The following is a 17,038-nucleotide window of genomic DNA, read 5'->3' on the forward strand; positions in this document are numbered from 1 at the left end:
CTTTCAGTATTAGGTAGTTTCCGCAATTGCGGGAATCTACCATCGCATTCCTGTTAGTTTGTGGCTAGAATGTCCAGATGAAATTTATGAGTGGGCATAAGTTACCAGTGGTTCGATTTTGTTCCATTTTATCTTTAGTGTTTTCTTGGATTTTGTTTGGATTGGTATTGCAGTGTACTGCTGTGGATAAAAAAACTTATTTTAAAGGTTTTTACAAAACTTCACAATACCGTCCCCACCAAACTTTGAGTTATGCGGAAAAATATGGATATAATTCGGAATGTTTGGTTTTGATGGCAGGGCCTGTTCCCAGTAGGATGGAACCTTGTGCCATTGGAGACCGTCGGTCGGGTAGGGATTTGTATCGTGAGACGGAAGTGGAAGTGGCGGGGGATTTTTTTCCCGTGGACTTTTACATTGCAGGTTATGGATATGAGTTACATGTAAACAACGAATACTACCAAAACATTGTATTCTTTTCCAGTTATTCACAGAGTCGAGGGCTCTCCCGGTTTTCCCCTTTGTATTACAAACGCGATTTTTTTGGAAGAGAGGAAATGCAATATTACACAAGAAATCCTTATCGAATTTATCCTTTTTATCCAGGACGCCGTTAACAGATTTCCGATTGACGAGAAGGGAAAAATTCATAAAAATTTAGGCAAAAGTTTTTTATAATTTTGTGAACCTCATGAAACTAGCTTCTCATTTTGTTTTGTTTTTCTCTTTGTTCTTTTGTTTATTCCTCCTCCAATCGCCAATCATCGGAAAAGAAACTGATAGTTTACGAATAGGATTTGGGTCTTGTCTGCACCAAGACAAAGAAAGTCCCATTTTAAACCAATGGGAAAAAGAATCCTTTGATTGGATTCTTCTGTTAGGTGATAATATCTATGCAGACTCTTTCATTGCAGAAGAAAAAATCCCAGCCTATCAAAAACAGTTATCAAGGCCTCAATGGAAAAAAATTCGTAAAAGCTCCCAGATCCTTGCCACTTGGGATGACCATGATTATGGAATCAATGATAGTGGTGGTGAATACGCTGATAAAGAAAAGAGTCGTGAAGTTTTTGTATCCCAAATTGGATCTCTTATGCCGAAAGGTCACCGTTTGGGAACAAAGGACGGGAAAGGGATTTTTCATTCCTATTGGATCGAATTCAAAAAGAAAAAAATCCATATAGTGCTCCCTGACACTCGATTTTTTCGTTCTGAGTTAAAACCTTCTTTTTGGTCTTTTTTTATCGGGAAAAGATACTATCGTCCCAATGAAGATCCGGATGCCACTTTACTTGGTGAAGAGCAGTGGAAATGGCTTTCCGAAGAATTAGAAAAACCATCGGACTTTCTTGTATTAGTCTCTGGAATCCAAGTCATTCCCACCGAACAACCGTTTGAAAAATGGGGAAACTTCCCCAAAGATAGGGAAAAGTTATTTCAACTTTTGAGTTCTGCCAATACATCCGAACTTGTGATTCTTTCTGGGGATCGGCATATTGCAGAAATCTATGAATATCCCTATGAAGACAAAAAAAAGTTTATCGAAGTTACCTCAAGTTCGCTCAATTTTCCTCTACCGTTCCTTACCTTAGAATACGATTCTAAATTTAAACTCTCTCCTGCTTTTTTGGAAGAAAATTACGGTGCTCTTAAGATTCAAATTAAGGAAGGAAAATTGGTTTGGCGAGCGGAGATTAAAGACAAAATTGGAAATGTAGTTCTAAAATATGATAAAAATGATTCTAATTAAAATTCTTTTGATAAAACAAATCACAGAAGGAGAATTTCCAATTTGAAACCCAAACAAAAAATTTTAGAAAGTTCCTTTGCTTTGTTTCGCGAGAAAGGATTTCAAGCCACAGGTATTGCAGAAATTTTAGATAAGGCAGGAGCCTATAAAAAAACCTTATACGATCATTTTAAATCCAAAGATGATATAGGATTTGAATACTTAAATTATTTATCAGAACAACAAAGAATTGTTATGTTAAAGGTTTTGGGAAAATCCAATAGTATGTCTGACTTCATTGAAAAATGGGTTAATTTTATAGTCAGAAACCAAAGGAATACGTCCAGAAAGGATTGTCCTATTGCTCTTTTTTCTGGTGAAATTTCGCATTTGGGTCAGTTTGATACGTATCGAAATAAAGCTGTTCATCATGTATTGGAAACTGTGGAAACCTGCATTCTGAAGTTTGCACCCAATTTAAAATCAGACCTTGTTAAATCACTCAGTTATGAATTGTATATGAGTTATCTTGGTGGACTTAGGTTGTATGCATTGACGAAAGATCGAAAAGTTATCGAACGGATGAAATCACAAATGATCGCATCCGCGGAACGAATCGTAAAAAATTAAAATATATTTGGGAGTATTTTACTCTTTGTTTTCAATTTTTTCTTTGGGAATCTCTTGTACAAACATCCAAATGATTCCGTCTTTTACTTTACCAAGGCCAATATAAAGATAATAAAAAGGATATCCTAAAGGCCCTGGTTTGTATTCCTTTTGGACAACTGGTTCCCATTTTTGACGCACTTGTACCTGCACCGAAGACAATTGGACAGCGTTTGCTAGGTATTTCAATTTTCCTTCCCACCTTTCAATGGATTCAGAAACCTTACTGAGTTCTGCTTACACTTTTAAAGTTTCTTCCAAAGTTTTTGCAGTTTTTAGGATTTCGAGGAGGCGAGTTCTCATTTTTAAAGCGTTTTCCATTCGAATTTCCGTATCTGTGTAATCTTCGGTAACATCTTTTGCAGATACTTCTTCCGAATAGTTTTGCGATTGGTTACGCAAAGTTGATAGGAATGGTTTTAATTTTTCTGCAGGGATTTTAAGTTGAACAATTCCATTGGAACTATATTGGAGCGCATAACCTCCATAAGACTCTGCAAGTTTAATGATTTCTGTGACTTTAGCTTCGATTTCTTTGGATTGTAAGTTGACATTCACTGAGTAAACCATCATTCGTTTTTGAATTTTGAGTTCATTCGAGTTACTATCGGTTTTGGGAGAAGGAGCCGCCACCGAAGGAGCATAATCGGCTTGTTCCTCATAGGAGCGACTGTGAGACATTTCGCGTTCCATCCCTTTGGCAGAGGAACATTGAATCAAAAAGAGAAAAAGACTAAGGAAAAGTAAGACTTTCCGTTGATTGTTCGAGGAATTCATGTTGGATACAGATTTTAATCATTTCTGTATCCAACCGCAATCTTTTTTAAGTGCCGATTTTGGATTCTAAAAAGCTTCCGTATCCTTTTTCTTTCCCAAGAGAAGAAACAGGTTTTCCTTGGTCGACCGCTAGTTTTCCATTGATAAATACTTTTTTAATTGTATCGTCGTTACGTCGAACCCAACGTTTAAAATCTTCCATAAAAGGCATAGGTGCTTCTACGTCTTGTGCGAGTGAGTCGTCGAGTTTGGTTGGATCAATTAAAACCAAATCAGCTCGTTTGCCTTCTTTGATGTAACCTGCGTCAATTCCAAACCAATCGCCGATTTCTCCTGTTAGACGGTGTACAGCTTTTTCGATAGTCATAAAAGGTTTGTTTTCTAGTTCCGCGTCTCTAACTAACTTTAACATACGAAGCGGAAAGTTATAATGTGCCATTCCTCTTAAGTGTGCTCCCGCATCAGAAAATCCAATGAGTACATCAGGATAATTCACAATTTTTTGTAATGGTTCCTTTCTATGGTTTGCCATCACTGTATACCAACGGACTTTGTTTCCATGTTCTGCTACAAGGTCAAGAAAGGCTGTGACCGAATGAACTCCCTTTTCTTTGGCAACATCATCAATCGATTTTCCAATGAGCGATTTGTCTGGTGCATCCACAATTTTTGTTTCACGAAAGTTTCTATGGAAAACACGAGGTAAAAACCAATTGGTCCATTGGCGTTTGAACCAAGAACGATATTTTGGATCTTTCATCAGTTGTTTTCTTTCCAACTCATCTTCGATATGATTTGCTTTGGCCCCTGCTGCAAATTCTTCAAAAACCACTACATCCATTCCATCGGCATACAAATCAAACGGTTCTGGAAGTGCTTGGAATCGAAAGTCAGATTTAAAAATGGTATTTGTGATACGACCAATGACTCCGAGTAATTTATATAAACCTGGATCAAATTTAACATCCATTAAAGAGATGATTGTTGTTTTGAGTGGTTTACGAAAAATTCCAAAGGCTTCTTTTAAAAACATCAAAACATTAATTTTAGTAGAAACGTTCGGAACACCTTGAAAGATCTTTCCTCTTTTCCTTAATGTTTTGTTTAGGTATTGGTATTCTTTCCAATTGGCAAAAGTGGAGGGAAGTGGTCGTGACCGAAATCTGGAGCCATCCATTTTGTCCCAAATCAATGTATTGATGGAAAGTCCCATAAATCCTTGGTCTAGAGCTTCTTCTAGAATTTGGTTCATTTTCTCTAACTCTTGTTTTGTGGGAACTTCCCCTTTGGTTAGAGATCGTTCGAGTCCCATAACATGGGCTCGAATGGCGGAGTGTCCTGCAAACGAAGTGACATTCGGGCCAAGTGGCATATTGTTTAAATGTTTTTTATATTCTGCTGCGGAGTTCCAATTCTTCTTACTTTCTAGGATTGATAAAACATTCTTTCTTGGGATAGCTTCCACGCGGCTAAACATATCTGCTAAATCAACCGGGTCACCCACTGCTAAACTTAAGGAACAACTTCCCAGAGAAATGGTCGTAATTCCATGACGAACCGATTCGGAGAGATCAGGAGCCATTTCAATTTCTGCATCATAATGTGTATGAAAATCGATAAAACCTGGTGTGAGCCATAGGCCCTTTGCATCGACAACAGTTTCACCAGGCATTGGATTTAATTCGGTTTTGGAAATGGATGTTACCACTCCCTCTTTGATCCGCACATCACCTATAAAAGATGGATTTGTACTACCGTCAAAAATACGTGCCTGTTTAATGAGTGTGTCTGCCATGAATCCTCCGGAAAAACCAAACGAAATTATGGCAGATTGACAAAGTTTTGTCAATGATTCGTTAGGAATCACATGGAAGATTCTCTGGACAAAACCAATTCTTGTTCAGAGCGAAGCCGCAAATCTTGTCGCTAAATCCACTAACTCTGCTTCGGTGATCTCTCTGTTGTTCTCCTTGGAAGAAATGCTTTTGGCCGTTTCAAACAAACGATGGATTTCCGATTGAGGAATCATGATCCCTCTATTTTCTAATAAAAATTGAATGGCCCTATGGCCTGATTGGTTCGTAAAGGAAATGGTTTCGTTGTCATTTCTTCCAACAAATTCGGGGGAAAAAGTTCGGTAAGCACCTTTAGACTGTTTAATGGTCTTGGCCACTCCATCTTGATGGATTCCTGATCGGTGGGAAAAAATATCTTCCCCAATAATCGGAGTTTTTTCTCCTATTGGGATACCTGTCATTTCGGAAATACGTTTTGCCGTTGGATAGATCCTTTGAAAATTGATACCTAAGGATTCACCATTTTGATGTAAGGCAATACATGTTTCGTATAAATTCGTATTTCCTGCTCTTTCTCCCAAACCGTTCAAAGCCACTTCGATTTGTTCGGCACCCACATACACACATTCAACGGATGTTGCTGTTGCCATTCCCAAATCATTATGTGTATGTACAGAAACTTTGGCTCTATTTCCAATAAACTCTTTCATTTCCTTAACCATATTCACAAATACCATAGGTCGGTATCGTTCGACTGTATTGGGTAAGTTGATGATATCGGCACCTGCCTCAATGGCGGAAAGAAATGCTTCCTTTGTAAAAGCAAAGTTTTCTATTGCATCACCAAAATGTTCCCCGGAAAATTGGATCTCTACCTCTGGTCCCACTACGGATCTGGCAAAGGTGATTGACTTTTGGATCTTTTGAATGACTTCTTTTTCAGAAATTTTTAATACATGACGAATAGAAAAATCACTTACAGGGTAAACGATATGCATTCTTGGTTTGTTTGCATATTGAATAGCATCCCAAGTTTTAGCGATTTCAGTTTCATTGGCTCTAGATAATCCGGCAATGGGTTTACCCACTGGGGCTCGTTTGGCTAAGGTTTTACTTGCGACAAATTCTGTTTCATTAGAAGAAGGAAATCCCACTTCGATTCCATCGACGTTCAATGCGACAAGTAAGTCAAAGACTTCAATTTTTTCCTCTAAGGTCCAAGGTCTTCTTAAGGCTTGGTTTCCGTCCCGTAAGGTTACGTCTTGAATTTTAATTTGGTTTGGTTTCATGGTTCCTCCACATCCGCTGCCACTACCACCGGGAGGACCAAAAATAAAAAAAGCCCACTTCCCGGTTGGGAGTGGGCTTTGTCACACAGCACTGTCTCCCTCGATCTATAAAAGTTCGAGGAGGAGGAGCAACTGAATGTTAGCAGATAATTTCATTGTTACCTTTTAGACGAACAGTGAGGAGGAATCCTGTCAATTTTTTTTAAACGCTAACCTAGAAATTTGTACAAGAAAGATTTGGATCCCAAATCCAATGGGGATGAGTAAGGTGAAGGAAATTTGAAAACCTAAACCTATGGCAACCGTGGAGAGGATACTCGTTAGAAAAAATACCGAAAATACCAGTCCCGATACCGGTAACTCGGCCTTACCTTTGGCTAGGAAAAAAACGGCAATGGATGGTCCAAGGGTGTAGGAAAATATGGTTAAACCCATTTCCAAAATTCCTTTCTCCCAGGTTTGGATGAGAAAGTAAGGAACAAGGCTGGAAATAAAGAGAGTGAGACCAAAAAAAAGAGAGAGGGTACGTGGACTAAACCACCGGTCCATTCCCCAATCGCGAGCCCAAGTCAAAGAGAGAGAGTTGATTGTGGAACTTAATGTGGACATCGCACTGGCAAGGATTGCCGCCACAAGAATGCCTAGTAGTGGAGAGGGAACTTCTGCTACTATAAATTGGCTAAACACTTTGTCAGGTGCCATTGTTTGGCCTGAATAAAAAAGATAAAGAAGGGACCCAATACAAAGAAAAAGGATAAATTGAACTAGGACCACAATTCCACTACCAATGAGTATCTTTTGACCGGAGGCTAAATTTTTTGTGGCGATCACTCGTTGAACAAGCATTAGGTCTGTTCCGTGGGAACCAATGGAGATAAAGGCTCCACCAATCAGTGCAAATAGGATAAAGTAACTATTGTCACCGGAAGGAAGGTAATCAAAAACAAATAAATTTAACTTTTGCGATGTCTGAAGGTTTTTAATTCCTTCCCAAATAGAAATGTCTAATTTATCAACGAGTAGTCCTAATGCAAAGATCCCACCAAATATATAAATAAACCATTGGAGTACATCGGTAAAAACGATCGCACGAAACCCACCTACCACGGAATAAATGATAGTGACAATACTTAATATAGTTAAGGCAATCATCCCTAAAATTTCTGGCGAAAGATTTAGGCCCATCCTTTCTAATAAAAACGCAATCGGTAAGGAACTCACATACAATCGAATTCCATCTCCAAGAAGTCTGGAAACGGTAAATACTAAAGACAATGTTTTTTGAGGTGATTTACCAAAACGATTTCCAACATATTCGTAAACCGAAATGGTATTTCCAGAAAAGTAGGATGGCAAAAGATACAACGCAACAATGGTCCTACCAATCAAATACCCCAAAGCAATTTCTAAAAACCTGTAATCTCCTTTGAAAGATAAAGATGGAATACTTAAAAAAGTTAAGCTGGAGGTTTCTGTTGCCACAAGGGACAACAAAAGAAAAAACCAATGGATTTCTTTTTTCGCAAGGTAAAAGTCCTCTTCTTTTTGGTTAGTTTTTGCAAAGTGAAATCCAAAATAAAAAACAATGATAAAATAAAAAACAAGGACGAGCAAATCCCAAAACATAAAACCCCTTTAAGCTATGATATTCAAATTCGGATACTTTAATAACAAACGAAGTAAATCGGAACGAGTGATCATACCAATAGGTTGATTATCGTCATTTACGACAGGAATACACCCAATTCTTTCTTCCAATAGAACTTGCGTAACCCCTCTGATTTCCGAACCTGGAGATCCAGCTAACACGCGTTTCGTCATAATATCTGAAATAGGCCAGTCTCTTTCGTAGGACTTACTTTTTTCGAGAATATCCCGATCCGAAACAAAACCAACTAAAGTACCCAAATCATTTACGATGGGGAGGTGACGAATTCCTTTTTCCAACATAAAATCCAAACAATTGGCAATTGTCTCAGTAGAAGGCCGAGTGAGTGCGGGCGCCGACATAATTTCATGGAGGAAATAGACCGTTTTTTCCGTTTGTTTGGCCGTTTCCTTATAAACATCCCCTGGGGAACGGTGCAAAAAGGAGGTGGTGGAGGGATTGAGAGATTCTTCCTTTTCACCGGAAACGGGGGATGTTTTGCCCCCAGGATGGATTTTATGAACCCGATCGGCATAAGTAGCCGGTGTATTTGGCAAAATGCGCCCGTCATGTATCCAAAAGAACATAGTTATGCCCTACCTTTCCGAAAAGTTTGTCAAAAAGAACAAAAATACTTGCAAAAAACGAACAGTGGTTTTTTATCCAACCTACATTTCTGTAAAGATTCCAAAGAAAAAGGCAAAAACCCATGATTCGCAACTACGAAAACCTCTACCAAGCATTGGCCCAAGTCGCAGAAACTCTCCCAAACAAAATTTCCTTTCGGAAGAGAAAATCAGCCACTGAATTCCCTGGGATCAGTTTTGGAGATTTGAAACAGTTTGTCGACCACTTGACATTGGGTTTGATCGATCTGGGTGTGGAAGTCGGGGACAGAATCGGTTTTTTTTGTGATGCTACCGTTCATTGGTTAAGGACTGATCTTGCCATCCTGACGTCTGGAGCAGTCGTTGTTCCTCGGGGAACTGACATAGTTCGAGAAGAAATTCTTTATATCCTAAACCATTCGGAAGCCAAATACTTAGTAGTTCAAAAACCAAAAGATAAAAAACGCATCGATGATTTGTTAGGTGATCTTCCACATTTAAAACAAATTTTTATATTAGAAACAGACCAAGGTGAATTATACACAGGCGAAAATTCAATCCATTCTATTGCCGAACGAGGAAAACAGAGATGGAACGTTGACGGCAAACAAACTTTAGAAAAGCGGATAAGTCAAACTGATCCCGATGCACTTGCCACTCTCATTTATACATCAGGAACTACAGGAAATCCAAAAGGAGTGATGTTGACCCAAAAAGGTTGGATCACTGCTATTCAGAATACCATCGCTCGATTGGATATGAATGCAAATGACAATGCGGTGAGTTTACTTCCTCCTTGGCATGCCTTTGAAAGAGCGATTGAATATGCAGGTATTTTTCTAGGGATTGATTTTTTAGTTTCGAATATGTCCTCTTTAAAGGATGATCTTCGTGATTTTCGTCCTACAATATTTCCTTCTGTTCCTCGCATTTGGGAATCTGTTTACAATGGAATCATTTCCAAAGTTGCCAAAGAAGGTGGGTTTAAAGAAAAGTTATTCCATTTCTTTTTGAAAGTAGGATCTACTTGGGCCCATTATTATGCAATGTGTTTTGGATTCGAATTTGAAATTCGAAAACCAAATATCTTTATTTCTCTTTTGAAACGAACCTATGGGTTATTCGTTTTAATTTTACTTTCTCCATTTAAGTTACTCAGCGTAAAAATATTTTCTGCCATCCATAAAGCATTAGGTGGAAAAATTCGGATTTGTATCTCTGCCGGCTCTGCTCTGCCAAGTGTAGTGGATGAATTTTTATCTGCCATTGGGCTTAAAGTTTTAGAAGGTTACGGGATGACAGAAACTTCTGCAGTCGTTTCCATTCGGTCAAATTCTAAACCCACCAAAGGAACCGTAGGTGTTCCGATTGATGGATACCAAATTCGATTGAAAGATGATACTGGAAAAATCGTAACGAAAGCGGGTGCCAAAGGGACCCTTTGGATCAAATCCAAACAAATTTTAAAAGGTTACTACAAACGTCCGGAACTTAATCAAGTTGTCTTTGATGCAGATGGTTTTTTTGATACAGGGGATCTAATGTATATCTCCCATCGAAATGAATTAATTTTTGCTGGTAGATCCAAAGATACAATTGCTCTTATCGGTGGCGAAAACGTAGAACCAATCCCAATCGAAGACAAACTTCTTACGTCTGCATTCATTGACCAAGTGATGGTTGTGGGTCATGATAAAAAAACTTTAGGGGCCTTGATTGTTCCGAACTTCGAAGCAGTAGAGGCAAAAATTCCAGGAATTTCCAAGGAAAAAGCTGGGGAATGGAATCTCCATCCAAAGGTTCGGGAGTTATACCGAGCCGAAATAGCACGCATTATTTCTCGAGAAAACGGATTCAAAGGATTTGAAATGATACCAGCTAACAATTTTTATGTGGTACCTCGTCCCTTTGATCCCGATCTAGAAATGACACGAACTCTAAAAATGAAGAGAAATGTCATTTCGGATGTATTCACAAAACAAATAGAAGGAATTTACCAATGATACACCCAAAACTGAATCCCTACCTGAATGAAGAGGAAAGAAGTTTTTACAATACTGTCTTTCAATTTTCAGAAGAAAAAGTTTTCCCCTCTGCTGAAGAAAGAGATGAAAAGGAAATTTGGTCAAACGAATTATGGAAAGAGTTTAGTCAGGCCGGCTTAACAGGACTTACGATTCCTTCCGAATATGGTGGAGAAGGAGCAAGTTGTTTACTTTGTTCGATTGCAACCGATGCGTTCGCATCAGGTTCATTAGATGGTGGAATGGGCCTTTCATGGGTTGCCCATTTGGTGATTGGAACGATGCCAATTATTTTCCAAGGAACAAATGATCAAAAATCAAAATACCTCCCGAAACTTGCGACCGGAGAATGGATGGCAGGATTTGCACTGACAGAACCTGCCTCCGGATCTGATGCGGCTTCCCTTTTGACAAAAGCCGAAGAAGTGGAAGGTGGATGGAAATTAAACGGTACCAAAATGTACATCACAAATGGTCCTGTCGGGCAGGTGTTTGTGGTGATGGCAAGAACTTCCGAAAAAGGAAGAGGGCCTATGGGAATTTCTGCTTTCATTGTAGAAAGTAATACTCCTGGGTTTAAAGTGAGTAAAGTTCTGAAAAAATTAGGCCATCATACATCTATGACCGCCGAACTTGTGTTCGAAGATATGGTAATTCCAAAAGAGAATCTTCTTGGACCTTTGAATACAGGGTTTATGAGAATCGGTAAAGAAACTTTGGAATGGGAAAGAACTGTATTTGTTGCTGGTCTTGCAGGAGCAATGGAGTTTTGTTTTCGTAAAGGACTTCGTTATGCGAACGAAAGAGTCCAATTTGGAAAACCGATTTCTAGTTTTTATGGGATGCGTGATATTTTAGTTCGTAACTGGGTCTATATCCAAGCAGCTAGGAGATTAATATACTGGGTTGCAGAACGAAAGGATCGAGGAGTTCCTTCTCCTTTAGAGAGTAGTTTAGGAAAACTCATTACTTCTGAAATTGCAGAAGATGTGGCTAAGGACTCCGTACAATTGTTTGGTGGATACGGGTATATGAAAGAGTATTCCGTAGAACGTTTTTACAGAGATGTCAAGTTAGGTACCATAGGTGGTGGAACTAGCGAAATTCAAAGGTCGATTATTTCTTCCTTATATTCGGGGAAAGAAAAATTCCAAAAAGAATTTTTTAGATTGGAAAACGAGACAAATCTACCAGACAAAATACAGAATGTACTTTATGACATAATTATTGCTATGGATGCAGAGCCGAATCGAAAAAAACAACAATCCGTTGAATTTGCTTTTGCAGATGTTTTGTCGATTTTTGTAATTCTCTCTCTTTCGGAACTGGATACACATAAAACGACAGAACACTATTCTTTAGAGGAAAAATTAGTGGATCGAAAGTTACTTTCGTATTATCTTGTTGGGAAATATCTTATGTCCTTCAGTAGACTATCAAACTATGTTCCTTCCGAGTTAACTCAATTGTGGAATCATTATTCTCAGTTTGGGAAATCGATTGAAGAAACAGTTCATGGTCGATTTCAATCCTTGCAGGAACTTCTATAACCGATGAAAGCCGCTGGCCGAATAGCTTTATTATATCTGTTATTCGGCTATGTTTGGATATATTTTTCGGATTATGCGATTTCACTAATATTCCAATCACCAGAGGACATTCGAGAAATTCAAAGTGTGAAGGGATGGGGATTTGTTACTATTTCTGCTTTGATCATCTTTGTACTTCTGGTGCGGGAACTACAAAGACAAAAACAAGTTTTGTTAGAGAAAATAGAATCGGATCAACTTTTCCAAGTGATTTTGGAGCGCATTGAAGATGCCGTGATTGTATTCAATTTAGATACATGGAAAATTGATTTTCTCAGCGAACAGGTCTCTCGTTTGTTTGATATACCAACCAATGAAATTTTGATCCATCCAGAATTACTGATGGAACGAGTCCATGAAGCCGACAGAGAACGGATGACTCATATTTGGATGAATCAATTACGAGAAAACCATACTGGATTATTGTATAGGATTTGCGCCAAAGATGGTCACATTAAGTGGGCATTGGAACATAGGCTCTATATTCCAGCAAGAGAGGGAAGTGCCAATAAGACGGTAGCAGTCATAACAGATATGACTAGTTATATGGAAAATCAGTCTAAACTCGAACGGTCACTCAGAGAAAATGAAACCTTACTCACTGAAGTCCACCATCGAGTCAAAAATAATTTAGCAGTTGTTATTTCCTTTTTGCAACTCCAGGTATATTCCTCTCCACCTGAAACTGCTGATATTTTGGAACAAAGCATAGTCAGAATCAAAGCAATTGCTCTTGTTCACGAAAAATTATACAGTAGCAAAAATTTATCGGGTCTTAGCTCCATTGATTATATCACAAGTCTAGTTGAAAATATAAAACTCATGTATATGAGAACAGATATCGCAATAGAATTGGATATTCAACAATTGGAATTTAATATTATAGATGCAATCCCAATGGGGTTAATGATCACAGAGATGTTAACAAATAGTTTTAGGCATGCTTTCGCTAATGGAAAAACTGATGCTTTGATAAAAATTGAATTTATTGTTACAGATAAATTTAATTACGAATTAAAATATAGAGACAACGGCATTGGTTTCCCACCTGGATTGAATTATCGAAAAGCAGAGTCTATTGGATTGTCAGTAATTTTTTCATTATGTAGCCAAATGAATGGCCGTGAAGTAGAATGTACCTCCTCCCCAAACGCAGGAGTGTTTTACCATTTTGCTTTTTCACCAAAAAAAGTAATTCCTAAGGATGATTCAAATGTATCAAAAGGGTAAAAGTTTTTTAGAAATTCAAATAGGAGATTCGGCCTCGTTTACCAAAACCATAACCGAAACAGATGTTTATTTATTTGCAGGGATTAGTGGAGATTTTAACCCACTCCATGTGGATGAAGAATATGCAAAAACAACAAGTTTTGGAACAAGGATTGCTCATGGAGGTCTTGCTGCTTCGCTTTTAGCACCTGTTCTTGGAATGAAACTTCCCGGACTTGGAACCGTTGCTTTAGAAACGACAACAAAGTTCCGTAAACCTGTTTATTTTGGAGATACAATCACTTGTTATGTGGAGGTGATAGAAAAAGTAGAAAGACTTAAAGCAGTAAGGATGAAAATTGTATGGACAAATCAAAAATCGGAAGTTGTCAGTAAAGGAGAAACTCTTGTCATTCCTCCCGGCTAAGAAATTGACCTAAAAGCCCAATTTCATCTTCTACATATTCTCGGATTTCTTCTAATTCATCTTCATCCAGAATTTCTTCTAAGATTTCCTCTCCAGTTTCGTCTTGGCTAATTCTCATGACAATGTATCCCGGTACATCGGAATCTGGGTCATCCATTTCTACATTGACAAACTGAAATTCTTGTTCTGTGGCAGGCAGGAATACTAGGTAATCATTTCCCATTTGTGAAAAAGAATAAAAAACTTCCCATTGATAACTGTTTCCTCTTTCGTCCACAAGATCGATTTCTTCTGTGACTCTACTCGGAAGGAAATCTTCTGCTTGGAAACCAAAATCGTTCGTATCCATCAGGAGAAAAACTCCTTCTCAAAGGGAAGACTATGTTTCTTTTTAAAGTTACACTCTTTACAAGCAGGCACTAAATTGGCTTTTACCGACTTTCCTCCTCGAATAAGAGGAATTAGGTGGTCCATTGTTAATTCATCTACTTTGAATTTTTTCCCGCAGTAATGACAAATTCCAGAAGAACGTTTGTTCTTCCACCAGGCACTATTTTTGAGTTCTTTGGCTTTCCTTCTTTCCCGTGCGATTTCTTCGTCGCTCACATCGGAAAAAAATGAATCGGAGGGAGATTCCGTCATGGTTTAAAAAAATCTGTTTTTTTCCCTTCGTCAAGAAAAAGATGGAGGAATGGGAAGATTGGTTTACTTAGACAATTTACGATCCTTTGCACTTTTACTCGGAATTGTGTTTCATGCTGCGATTGTTTATGCCACAGAAATAAAATATGCCATCCAAGATGAGACAAGAAGTGAGGTTTTATCCTATTTCTGTTATTGGATACATAGTTACCGTATGCCCATGTTTTATATGATTTCTGGTTTTTTTTCTGCGATGGTTTGGACGAAGAAAGGTTCCTCATTTTATTTGGAAGCTAGGTTCAAACGGGTTTTGGTTCCTACCATTTTTGGACTTATTTTTTTTGCCCCCATCCAGTATTATCTCACAGAACGAATTAAAAATCCTAATTTAGAGGTTTTGACCTTTTTGGAGTACTTTTTTACAAAAGAGCAGTTCCAACATTCTCATATTTGGTTTCTTGTAGATTTGTTTTGTTTTAGTATTCTTTATAGTTTGATTCCAAAATCATTTTTTACAGCTAAAATTTGGAATCGAATTCCTAAAGGGTTAATTCAGTATCTATTGCTTGTTAGTTTTTGTTTTCTTTTTGTATTATTTTTTCACACACAAATTTCGAAAGGGGAGTCTTATTTCGGGATTTATAAACTTACTTTTGTCTTTCAATTTTCCTTTTTTATCGCAGGCGTGTTTTGTTTTCATTGGAAAAGTATTCTTGTTCCCAAAACCAATTCCTTTCTGAAAACCTTGACCATATTTGTTTGGGCAATTTTTGTTTATTTGGTTTTTAAGGATTTAGAAATTGATGATCCACTTTGGATTAATTTTCAATATGTCAATGTTTGGATTAGATCCTTACATATTCTTTTATGGGTGATTTCTCCCTTTTTATGGACAAGTTTCCTAATCATAATCTTTCAATCGTTTGGTAACAAAGATGGAAAGTTAGGAGTTTATTTAATTGAAGCAAGTCTTCCTATTTATTTGGTCCATCATCCCATTTCCTTACTGTATGCTTATTGGGTAAGAGAGATGGAGTGGGGAATTTGGGTGAAGTTTCTTTCCCACGTAATTGTAGTGTTAGGTGTAAGTTTTTTCTTATACGAATTTTTAATCCGAAAGAGAAAACCTCTACGATTTCTCTTTGGATTAAAAAGTAATTAAGATTATGTTTTGCTTACTGCTTGGATTGCGGAAGCAACAGCGGAATCCATACTCCCTGTATGAAACGCTAAATGTTCTCCTGCAAAAAATACTCGTTCAAAAGGTTCTGCCCAAACATCTTTAATACCAAAACTACCTGGTGGAAACAAGGAAACAAATCCTGATCTGCCGGTTGTTTTTTGAAAACTATGAAAGATAAATGGGGACTCTAAGATCAATTCCAAATTTCCAACTTCTTCTAAAGAAGATGTCATTAAATTCTTTTTTTGGCGATCACTTCCTTTTTCAAATAAAGAAGCCCTATCTCCAGTAGAAATGGAGGTAACGGCTGTTACGTTTTGTCCAATGGCAGCTTCGGAAACATAAAAAGTTTCTGCAGCAGTATTCGTTGATAGAAAGAAATTGGAAAGAGAATCTTTTGATTTCACTAAACTTAAATTTTTAGAAATTTTCCCTGTCTGCATACGGAGACCTGAGTAAATTAGATCTTTTGGAAGTCCAGGTGTCCATTTGATATCAAGAACCGCAGCTGCAGGAAGAGCACAAATGATCAAACTACCTTTGATCGTTCTACCAGAAGACAAATCCACAGTGACTTGGTTTTTTTGTTGGGAAACTTTGGTTACCGTTTCGCCTAATAGAATCTCTTGGTTTCGTAATAAATTTGTCAGTTCTTTAATGATTCTTTCGGCTCCACCTCTTACTTGGAATTTGGGTTTTAGCGCCGATTGCAACGCGGAAAGATCATCTAATACCGATTCGCTGGAAATCTGGTTTAGGTCGGCACCAAGAAGGATTCGGTAGAGATCGTTCATGGAACGAATTTCTTCTTCCGTTAATCCTTGGTATCTTGCATAAGAAGAAAAATTAATTTTGTCTAACCCTTGTTTTTGTGTGTTTCCTAAAGACTTATGAAGGTCAATGACCTTATCTAAAGTTTCTATAGAAGCTGGGGATATTTTTAATAAATCGCTATTTGATTTTTGAATCGAAAAACGATCTGAAATGTTGGAAGAAACCAAATCTAAGTTAAGTTGTTTTACCAAACTTTTAATGTCAGATTGACCATCTCCAATCCACTCACCACCTAAATCTTGTAAGATTCCAAGTTCCGGATTTTCATAAGTTGCAATCCGGCCACCCAACTTTTCTCCACGTTCTATGATGGTGACATCATGGCCCGTTTGTTTTAATAAATAGGCAGAGTAGAGTCCGGATAGACCGCCACCTAAAACAATAGCTTTTTTGCCGCCGCTAGACTTTGGTTTGGTTTCAGCAATGGTAGTCGTTGTGGTTTGTCCGAATGATTTTTTAGGGAGGATTAAACCTGCCCCTAAGGTAACAGCACTTATCTTTTGTAGGAAACGTTTTCGATTCATAGAACTTTCCCCTATTTTAACATTAGAAACAAAAAAGGCTAGAAAAATTAGAAAAATACAATCTGATTACTTTGTCTTTTTAAGCGAATT

15 protein-coding genes and 1 pseudogene are annotated in these 17,038 nt (G+C 37.8%); 8 read left to right on the top strand and 8 right to left on the bottom strand.

The genetic code is table 11. The annotated features are described in order from the left end of the window. Nucleotides 1-77: 77 nt before the first annotated feature. The 3 genes from EHR07_RS01535 to EHR07_RS01545 all read left to right on the top strand — a co-directional run bounded on the left by EHR07_RS01535 (nucleotide 78) and on the right by EHR07_RS01545 (nucleotide 2,359). Complete coding sequence (locus tag EHR07_RS01535; RefSeq protein ID WP_420871230.1) at nucleotides 78-617, top strand: hypothetical protein; 540 nt, start codon at nucleotides 78-80, stop codon at nucleotides 615-617. A 74-nt stretch (nucleotides 618-691) separates the two neighbouring features. Then, nucleotides 692-1,750 (top strand): alkaline phosphatase D family protein, encoded by a 1,059-nt coding sequence (locus tag EHR07_RS01540; protein WP_135743452.1) that lies wholly within the window; start codon nucleotides 692-694, stop codon nucleotides 1,748-1,750. Nucleotides 1,751-1,792: 42 nt separating this feature from the next. After that, nucleotides 1,793-2,359, top strand: coding sequence for a TetR/AcrR family transcriptional regulator (locus EHR07_RS01545; protein ID WP_135743453.1), 567 nt, complete (start codon nucleotides 1,793-1,795; stop codon nucleotides 2,357-2,359). 18 nt (nucleotides 2,360-2,377) lie between these two features. Here EHR07_RS01545 and EHR07_RS01550 read toward each other — a convergent pair. The 5 genes and pseudogenes from EHR07_RS01550 to EHR07_RS01570 form a co-directional block, all read right to left on the bottom strand. Further along, nucleotides 2,378-3,091, bottom strand: a pseudogene (locus EHR07_RS01550) (DUF4349 domain-containing protein). A gap of 130 nt (nucleotides 3,092-3,221) precedes the next feature. Then, nucleotides 3,222-4,970 (bottom strand): N-acyl-D-amino-acid deacylase family protein, encoded by a 1,749-nt coding sequence (locus EHR07_RS01555; RefSeq protein ID WP_135743454.1) that lies wholly within the window; start codon nucleotides 4,968-4,970, stop codon nucleotides 3,222-3,224. Between the two features lie 105 nt (nucleotides 4,971-5,075). Next, nucleotides 5,076-6,260 (bottom strand): 2-isopropylmalate synthase LeuA2, encoded by a 1,185-nt coding sequence (gene leuA2 / locus EHR07_RS01560; RefSeq protein WP_135743455.1) that lies wholly within the window; start codon nucleotides 6,258-6,260, stop codon nucleotides 5,076-5,078. 192 nt (nucleotides 6,261-6,452) lie between these two features. Continuing rightward, on the bottom strand, nucleotides 6,453-7,886 hold the full coding sequence (locus EHR07_RS01565; protein WP_135743456.1) for a sodium:solute symporter: 1,434 nt from the start codon (nucleotides 7,884-7,886) through the stop codon (nucleotides 6,453-6,455). 9 nt (nucleotides 7,887-7,895) lie between these two features. Then, nucleotides 7,896-8,495: a CBS domain-containing protein gene (locus EHR07_RS01570; protein WP_135743457.1), complete on the bottom strand. Its 600-nt coding sequence runs from the start codon at nucleotides 8,493-8,495 to the stop codon at nucleotides 7,896-7,898. Nucleotides 8,496-8,617: 122 nt separating this feature from the next. Here EHR07_RS01570 and EHR07_RS01575 point away from each other — a divergent pair, with 122 nt between their 5' ends. Genes EHR07_RS01575 through EHR07_RS01590 form a run of 4 tightly spaced genes read left to right on the top strand, consistent with a single transcriptional unit; the run spans nucleotide 8,618 to nucleotide 13,765 of the window. Then, nucleotides 8,618-10,519 carry an AMP-dependent synthetase/ligase gene (locus EHR07_RS01575; RefSeq protein ID WP_135743458.1) on the top strand — a complete coding sequence of 634 codons (1,902 nt, stop codon included), beginning with the start codon at nucleotides 8,618-8,620 and terminating at the stop codon, nucleotides 10,517-10,519. Continuing rightward, nucleotides 10,516-12,090, top strand: coding sequence for an acyl-CoA dehydrogenase family protein (locus EHR07_RS01580; protein ID WP_135743459.1), 1,575 nt, complete (start codon nucleotides 10,516-10,518; stop codon nucleotides 12,088-12,090). Before EHR07_RS01575 ends, EHR07_RS01580 begins: the two co-directional genes overlap by 4 nt. 3 nt (nucleotides 12,091-12,093) lie before the next feature. Then, the gene (locus tag EHR07_RS01585; protein WP_135743460.1) at nucleotides 12,094-13,359 is read left to right on the top strand and encodes a sensor histidine kinase; all 1,266 of its coding nucleotides are present in this window, start codon (nucleotides 12,094-12,096) and stop codon (nucleotides 13,357-13,359) included. After that, the gene (locus EHR07_RS01590) at nucleotides 13,343-13,765 is read left to right on the top strand and encodes a MaoC family dehydratase (RefSeq protein WP_135743461.1); all 423 of its coding nucleotides are present in this window, start codon (nucleotides 13,343-13,345) and stop codon (nucleotides 13,763-13,765) included. Before EHR07_RS01585 ends, EHR07_RS01590 begins: the two co-directional genes overlap by 17 nt. Here the strand turns inward: EHR07_RS01590 and EHR07_RS01595 are convergent. Then, nucleotides 13,749-14,114: a DUF1292 domain-containing protein gene (locus tag EHR07_RS01595; RefSeq protein ID WP_135743462.1), complete on the bottom strand. Its 366-nt coding sequence runs from the start codon at nucleotides 14,112-14,114 to the stop codon at nucleotides 13,749-13,751. The two genes, EHR07_RS01590 and EHR07_RS01595, sit on opposite strands and share 17 nt — an antisense overlap. Continuing rightward, nucleotides 14,114-14,407 carry an HNH endonuclease gene (locus EHR07_RS01600; protein WP_135570547.1) on the bottom strand — a complete coding sequence of 98 codons (294 nt, stop codon included), beginning with the start codon at nucleotides 14,405-14,407 and terminating at the stop codon, nucleotides 14,114-14,116. Before EHR07_RS01600 ends, EHR07_RS01595 begins: the two co-directional genes overlap by 1 nt. Nucleotides 14,408-14,456: 49 nt before the next feature. Between EHR07_RS01600 and EHR07_RS01605 the strand changes: the two genes are divergently transcribed. Then, on the top strand, nucleotides 14,457-15,569 hold the full coding sequence (locus tag EHR07_RS01605) for an acyltransferase family protein (RefSeq protein ID WP_135743463.1): 1,113 nt from the start codon (nucleotides 14,457-14,459) through the stop codon (nucleotides 15,567-15,569). A gap of 2 nt (nucleotides 15,570-15,571) precedes the next feature. Here EHR07_RS01605 and EHR07_RS01610 read toward each other — a convergent pair whose 3' ends face one another. Next, nucleotides 15,572-16,948 (bottom strand): flavin monoamine oxidase family protein, encoded by a 1,377-nt coding sequence (locus EHR07_RS01610; RefSeq protein ID WP_135743464.1) that lies wholly within the window; start codon nucleotides 16,946-16,948, stop codon nucleotides 15,572-15,574. Nucleotides 16,949-17,038: the final 90 nt, after the last annotated feature.

Source organism: Leptospira bandrabouensis (assembly GCF_004770905.1).
In the GTDB taxonomy this organism is placed as follows: Bacteria; Spirochaetota; Leptospiria; order Leptospirales; family Leptospiraceae; genus Leptospira_A; species Leptospira_A bandrabouensis.

What these genes read in the sequence shown, in the direction of transcription:
- EHR07_RS01535 (WP_420871230.1), top strand. Translation starts at nt 78, where the DNA reads ATGAAATTTATGAGTGGGCATAAGTTACCAGTGGTTCGATTTTGTTCC.
- EHR07_RS01540 (WP_135743452.1), top strand. Translation starts at nt 692, where the DNA reads ATGAAACTAGCTTCTCATTTTGTTTTGTTTTTCTCTTTGTTCTTTTGT.
- EHR07_RS01555 (WP_135743454.1), bottom strand. Translation starts at nt 4,970, where the DNA reads ATGGCAGACACACTCATTAAACAGGCACGTATTTTTGACGGTAGTACA.
- leuA2 (WP_135743455.1), bottom strand. Translation starts at nt 6,260, where the DNA reads ATGAAACCAAACCAAATTAAAATTCAAGACGTAACCTTACGGGACGGA.
- EHR07_RS01565 (WP_135743456.1), bottom strand. Translation starts at nt 7,886, where the DNA reads ATGTTTTGGGATTTGCTCGTCCTTGTTTTTTATTTTATCATTGTTTTT.
- EHR07_RS01570 (WP_135743457.1), bottom strand. Translation starts at nt 8,495, where the DNA reads ATGTTCTTTTGGATACATGACGGGCGCATTTTGCCAAATACACCGGCT.
- EHR07_RS01575 (WP_135743458.1), top strand. Translation starts at nt 8,618, where the DNA reads ATGATTCGCAACTACGAAAACCTCTACCAAGCATTGGCCCAAGTCGCA.
- EHR07_RS01580 (WP_135743459.1), top strand. Translation starts at nt 10,516, where the DNA reads ATGATACACCCAAAACTGAATCCCTACCTGAATGAAGAGGAAAGAAGT.
- EHR07_RS01585 (WP_135743460.1), top strand. Translation starts at nt 12,094, where the DNA reads ATGAAAGCCGCTGGCCGAATAGCTTTATTATATCTGTTATTCGGCTAT.
- EHR07_RS01590 (WP_135743461.1), top strand. Translation starts at nt 13,343, where the DNA reads ATGTATCAAAAGGGTAAAAGTTTTTTAGAAATTCAAATAGGAGATTCG.
- EHR07_RS01595 (WP_135743462.1), bottom strand. Translation starts at nt 14,114, where the DNA reads ATGGATACGAACGATTTTGGTTTCCAAGCAGAAGATTTCCTTCCGAGT.
- EHR07_RS01600 (WP_135570547.1), bottom strand. Translation starts at nt 14,407, where the DNA reads ATGACGGAATCTCCCTCCGATTCATTTTTTTCCGATGTGAGCGACGAA.
- EHR07_RS01605 (WP_135743463.1), top strand. Translation starts at nt 14,457, where the DNA reads ATGGGAAGATTGGTTTACTTAGACAATTTACGATCCTTTGCACTTTTA.
- EHR07_RS01610 (WP_135743464.1), bottom strand. Translation starts at nt 16,948, where the DNA reads ATGAATCGAAAACGTTTCCTACAAAAGATAAGTGCTGTTACCTTAGGG.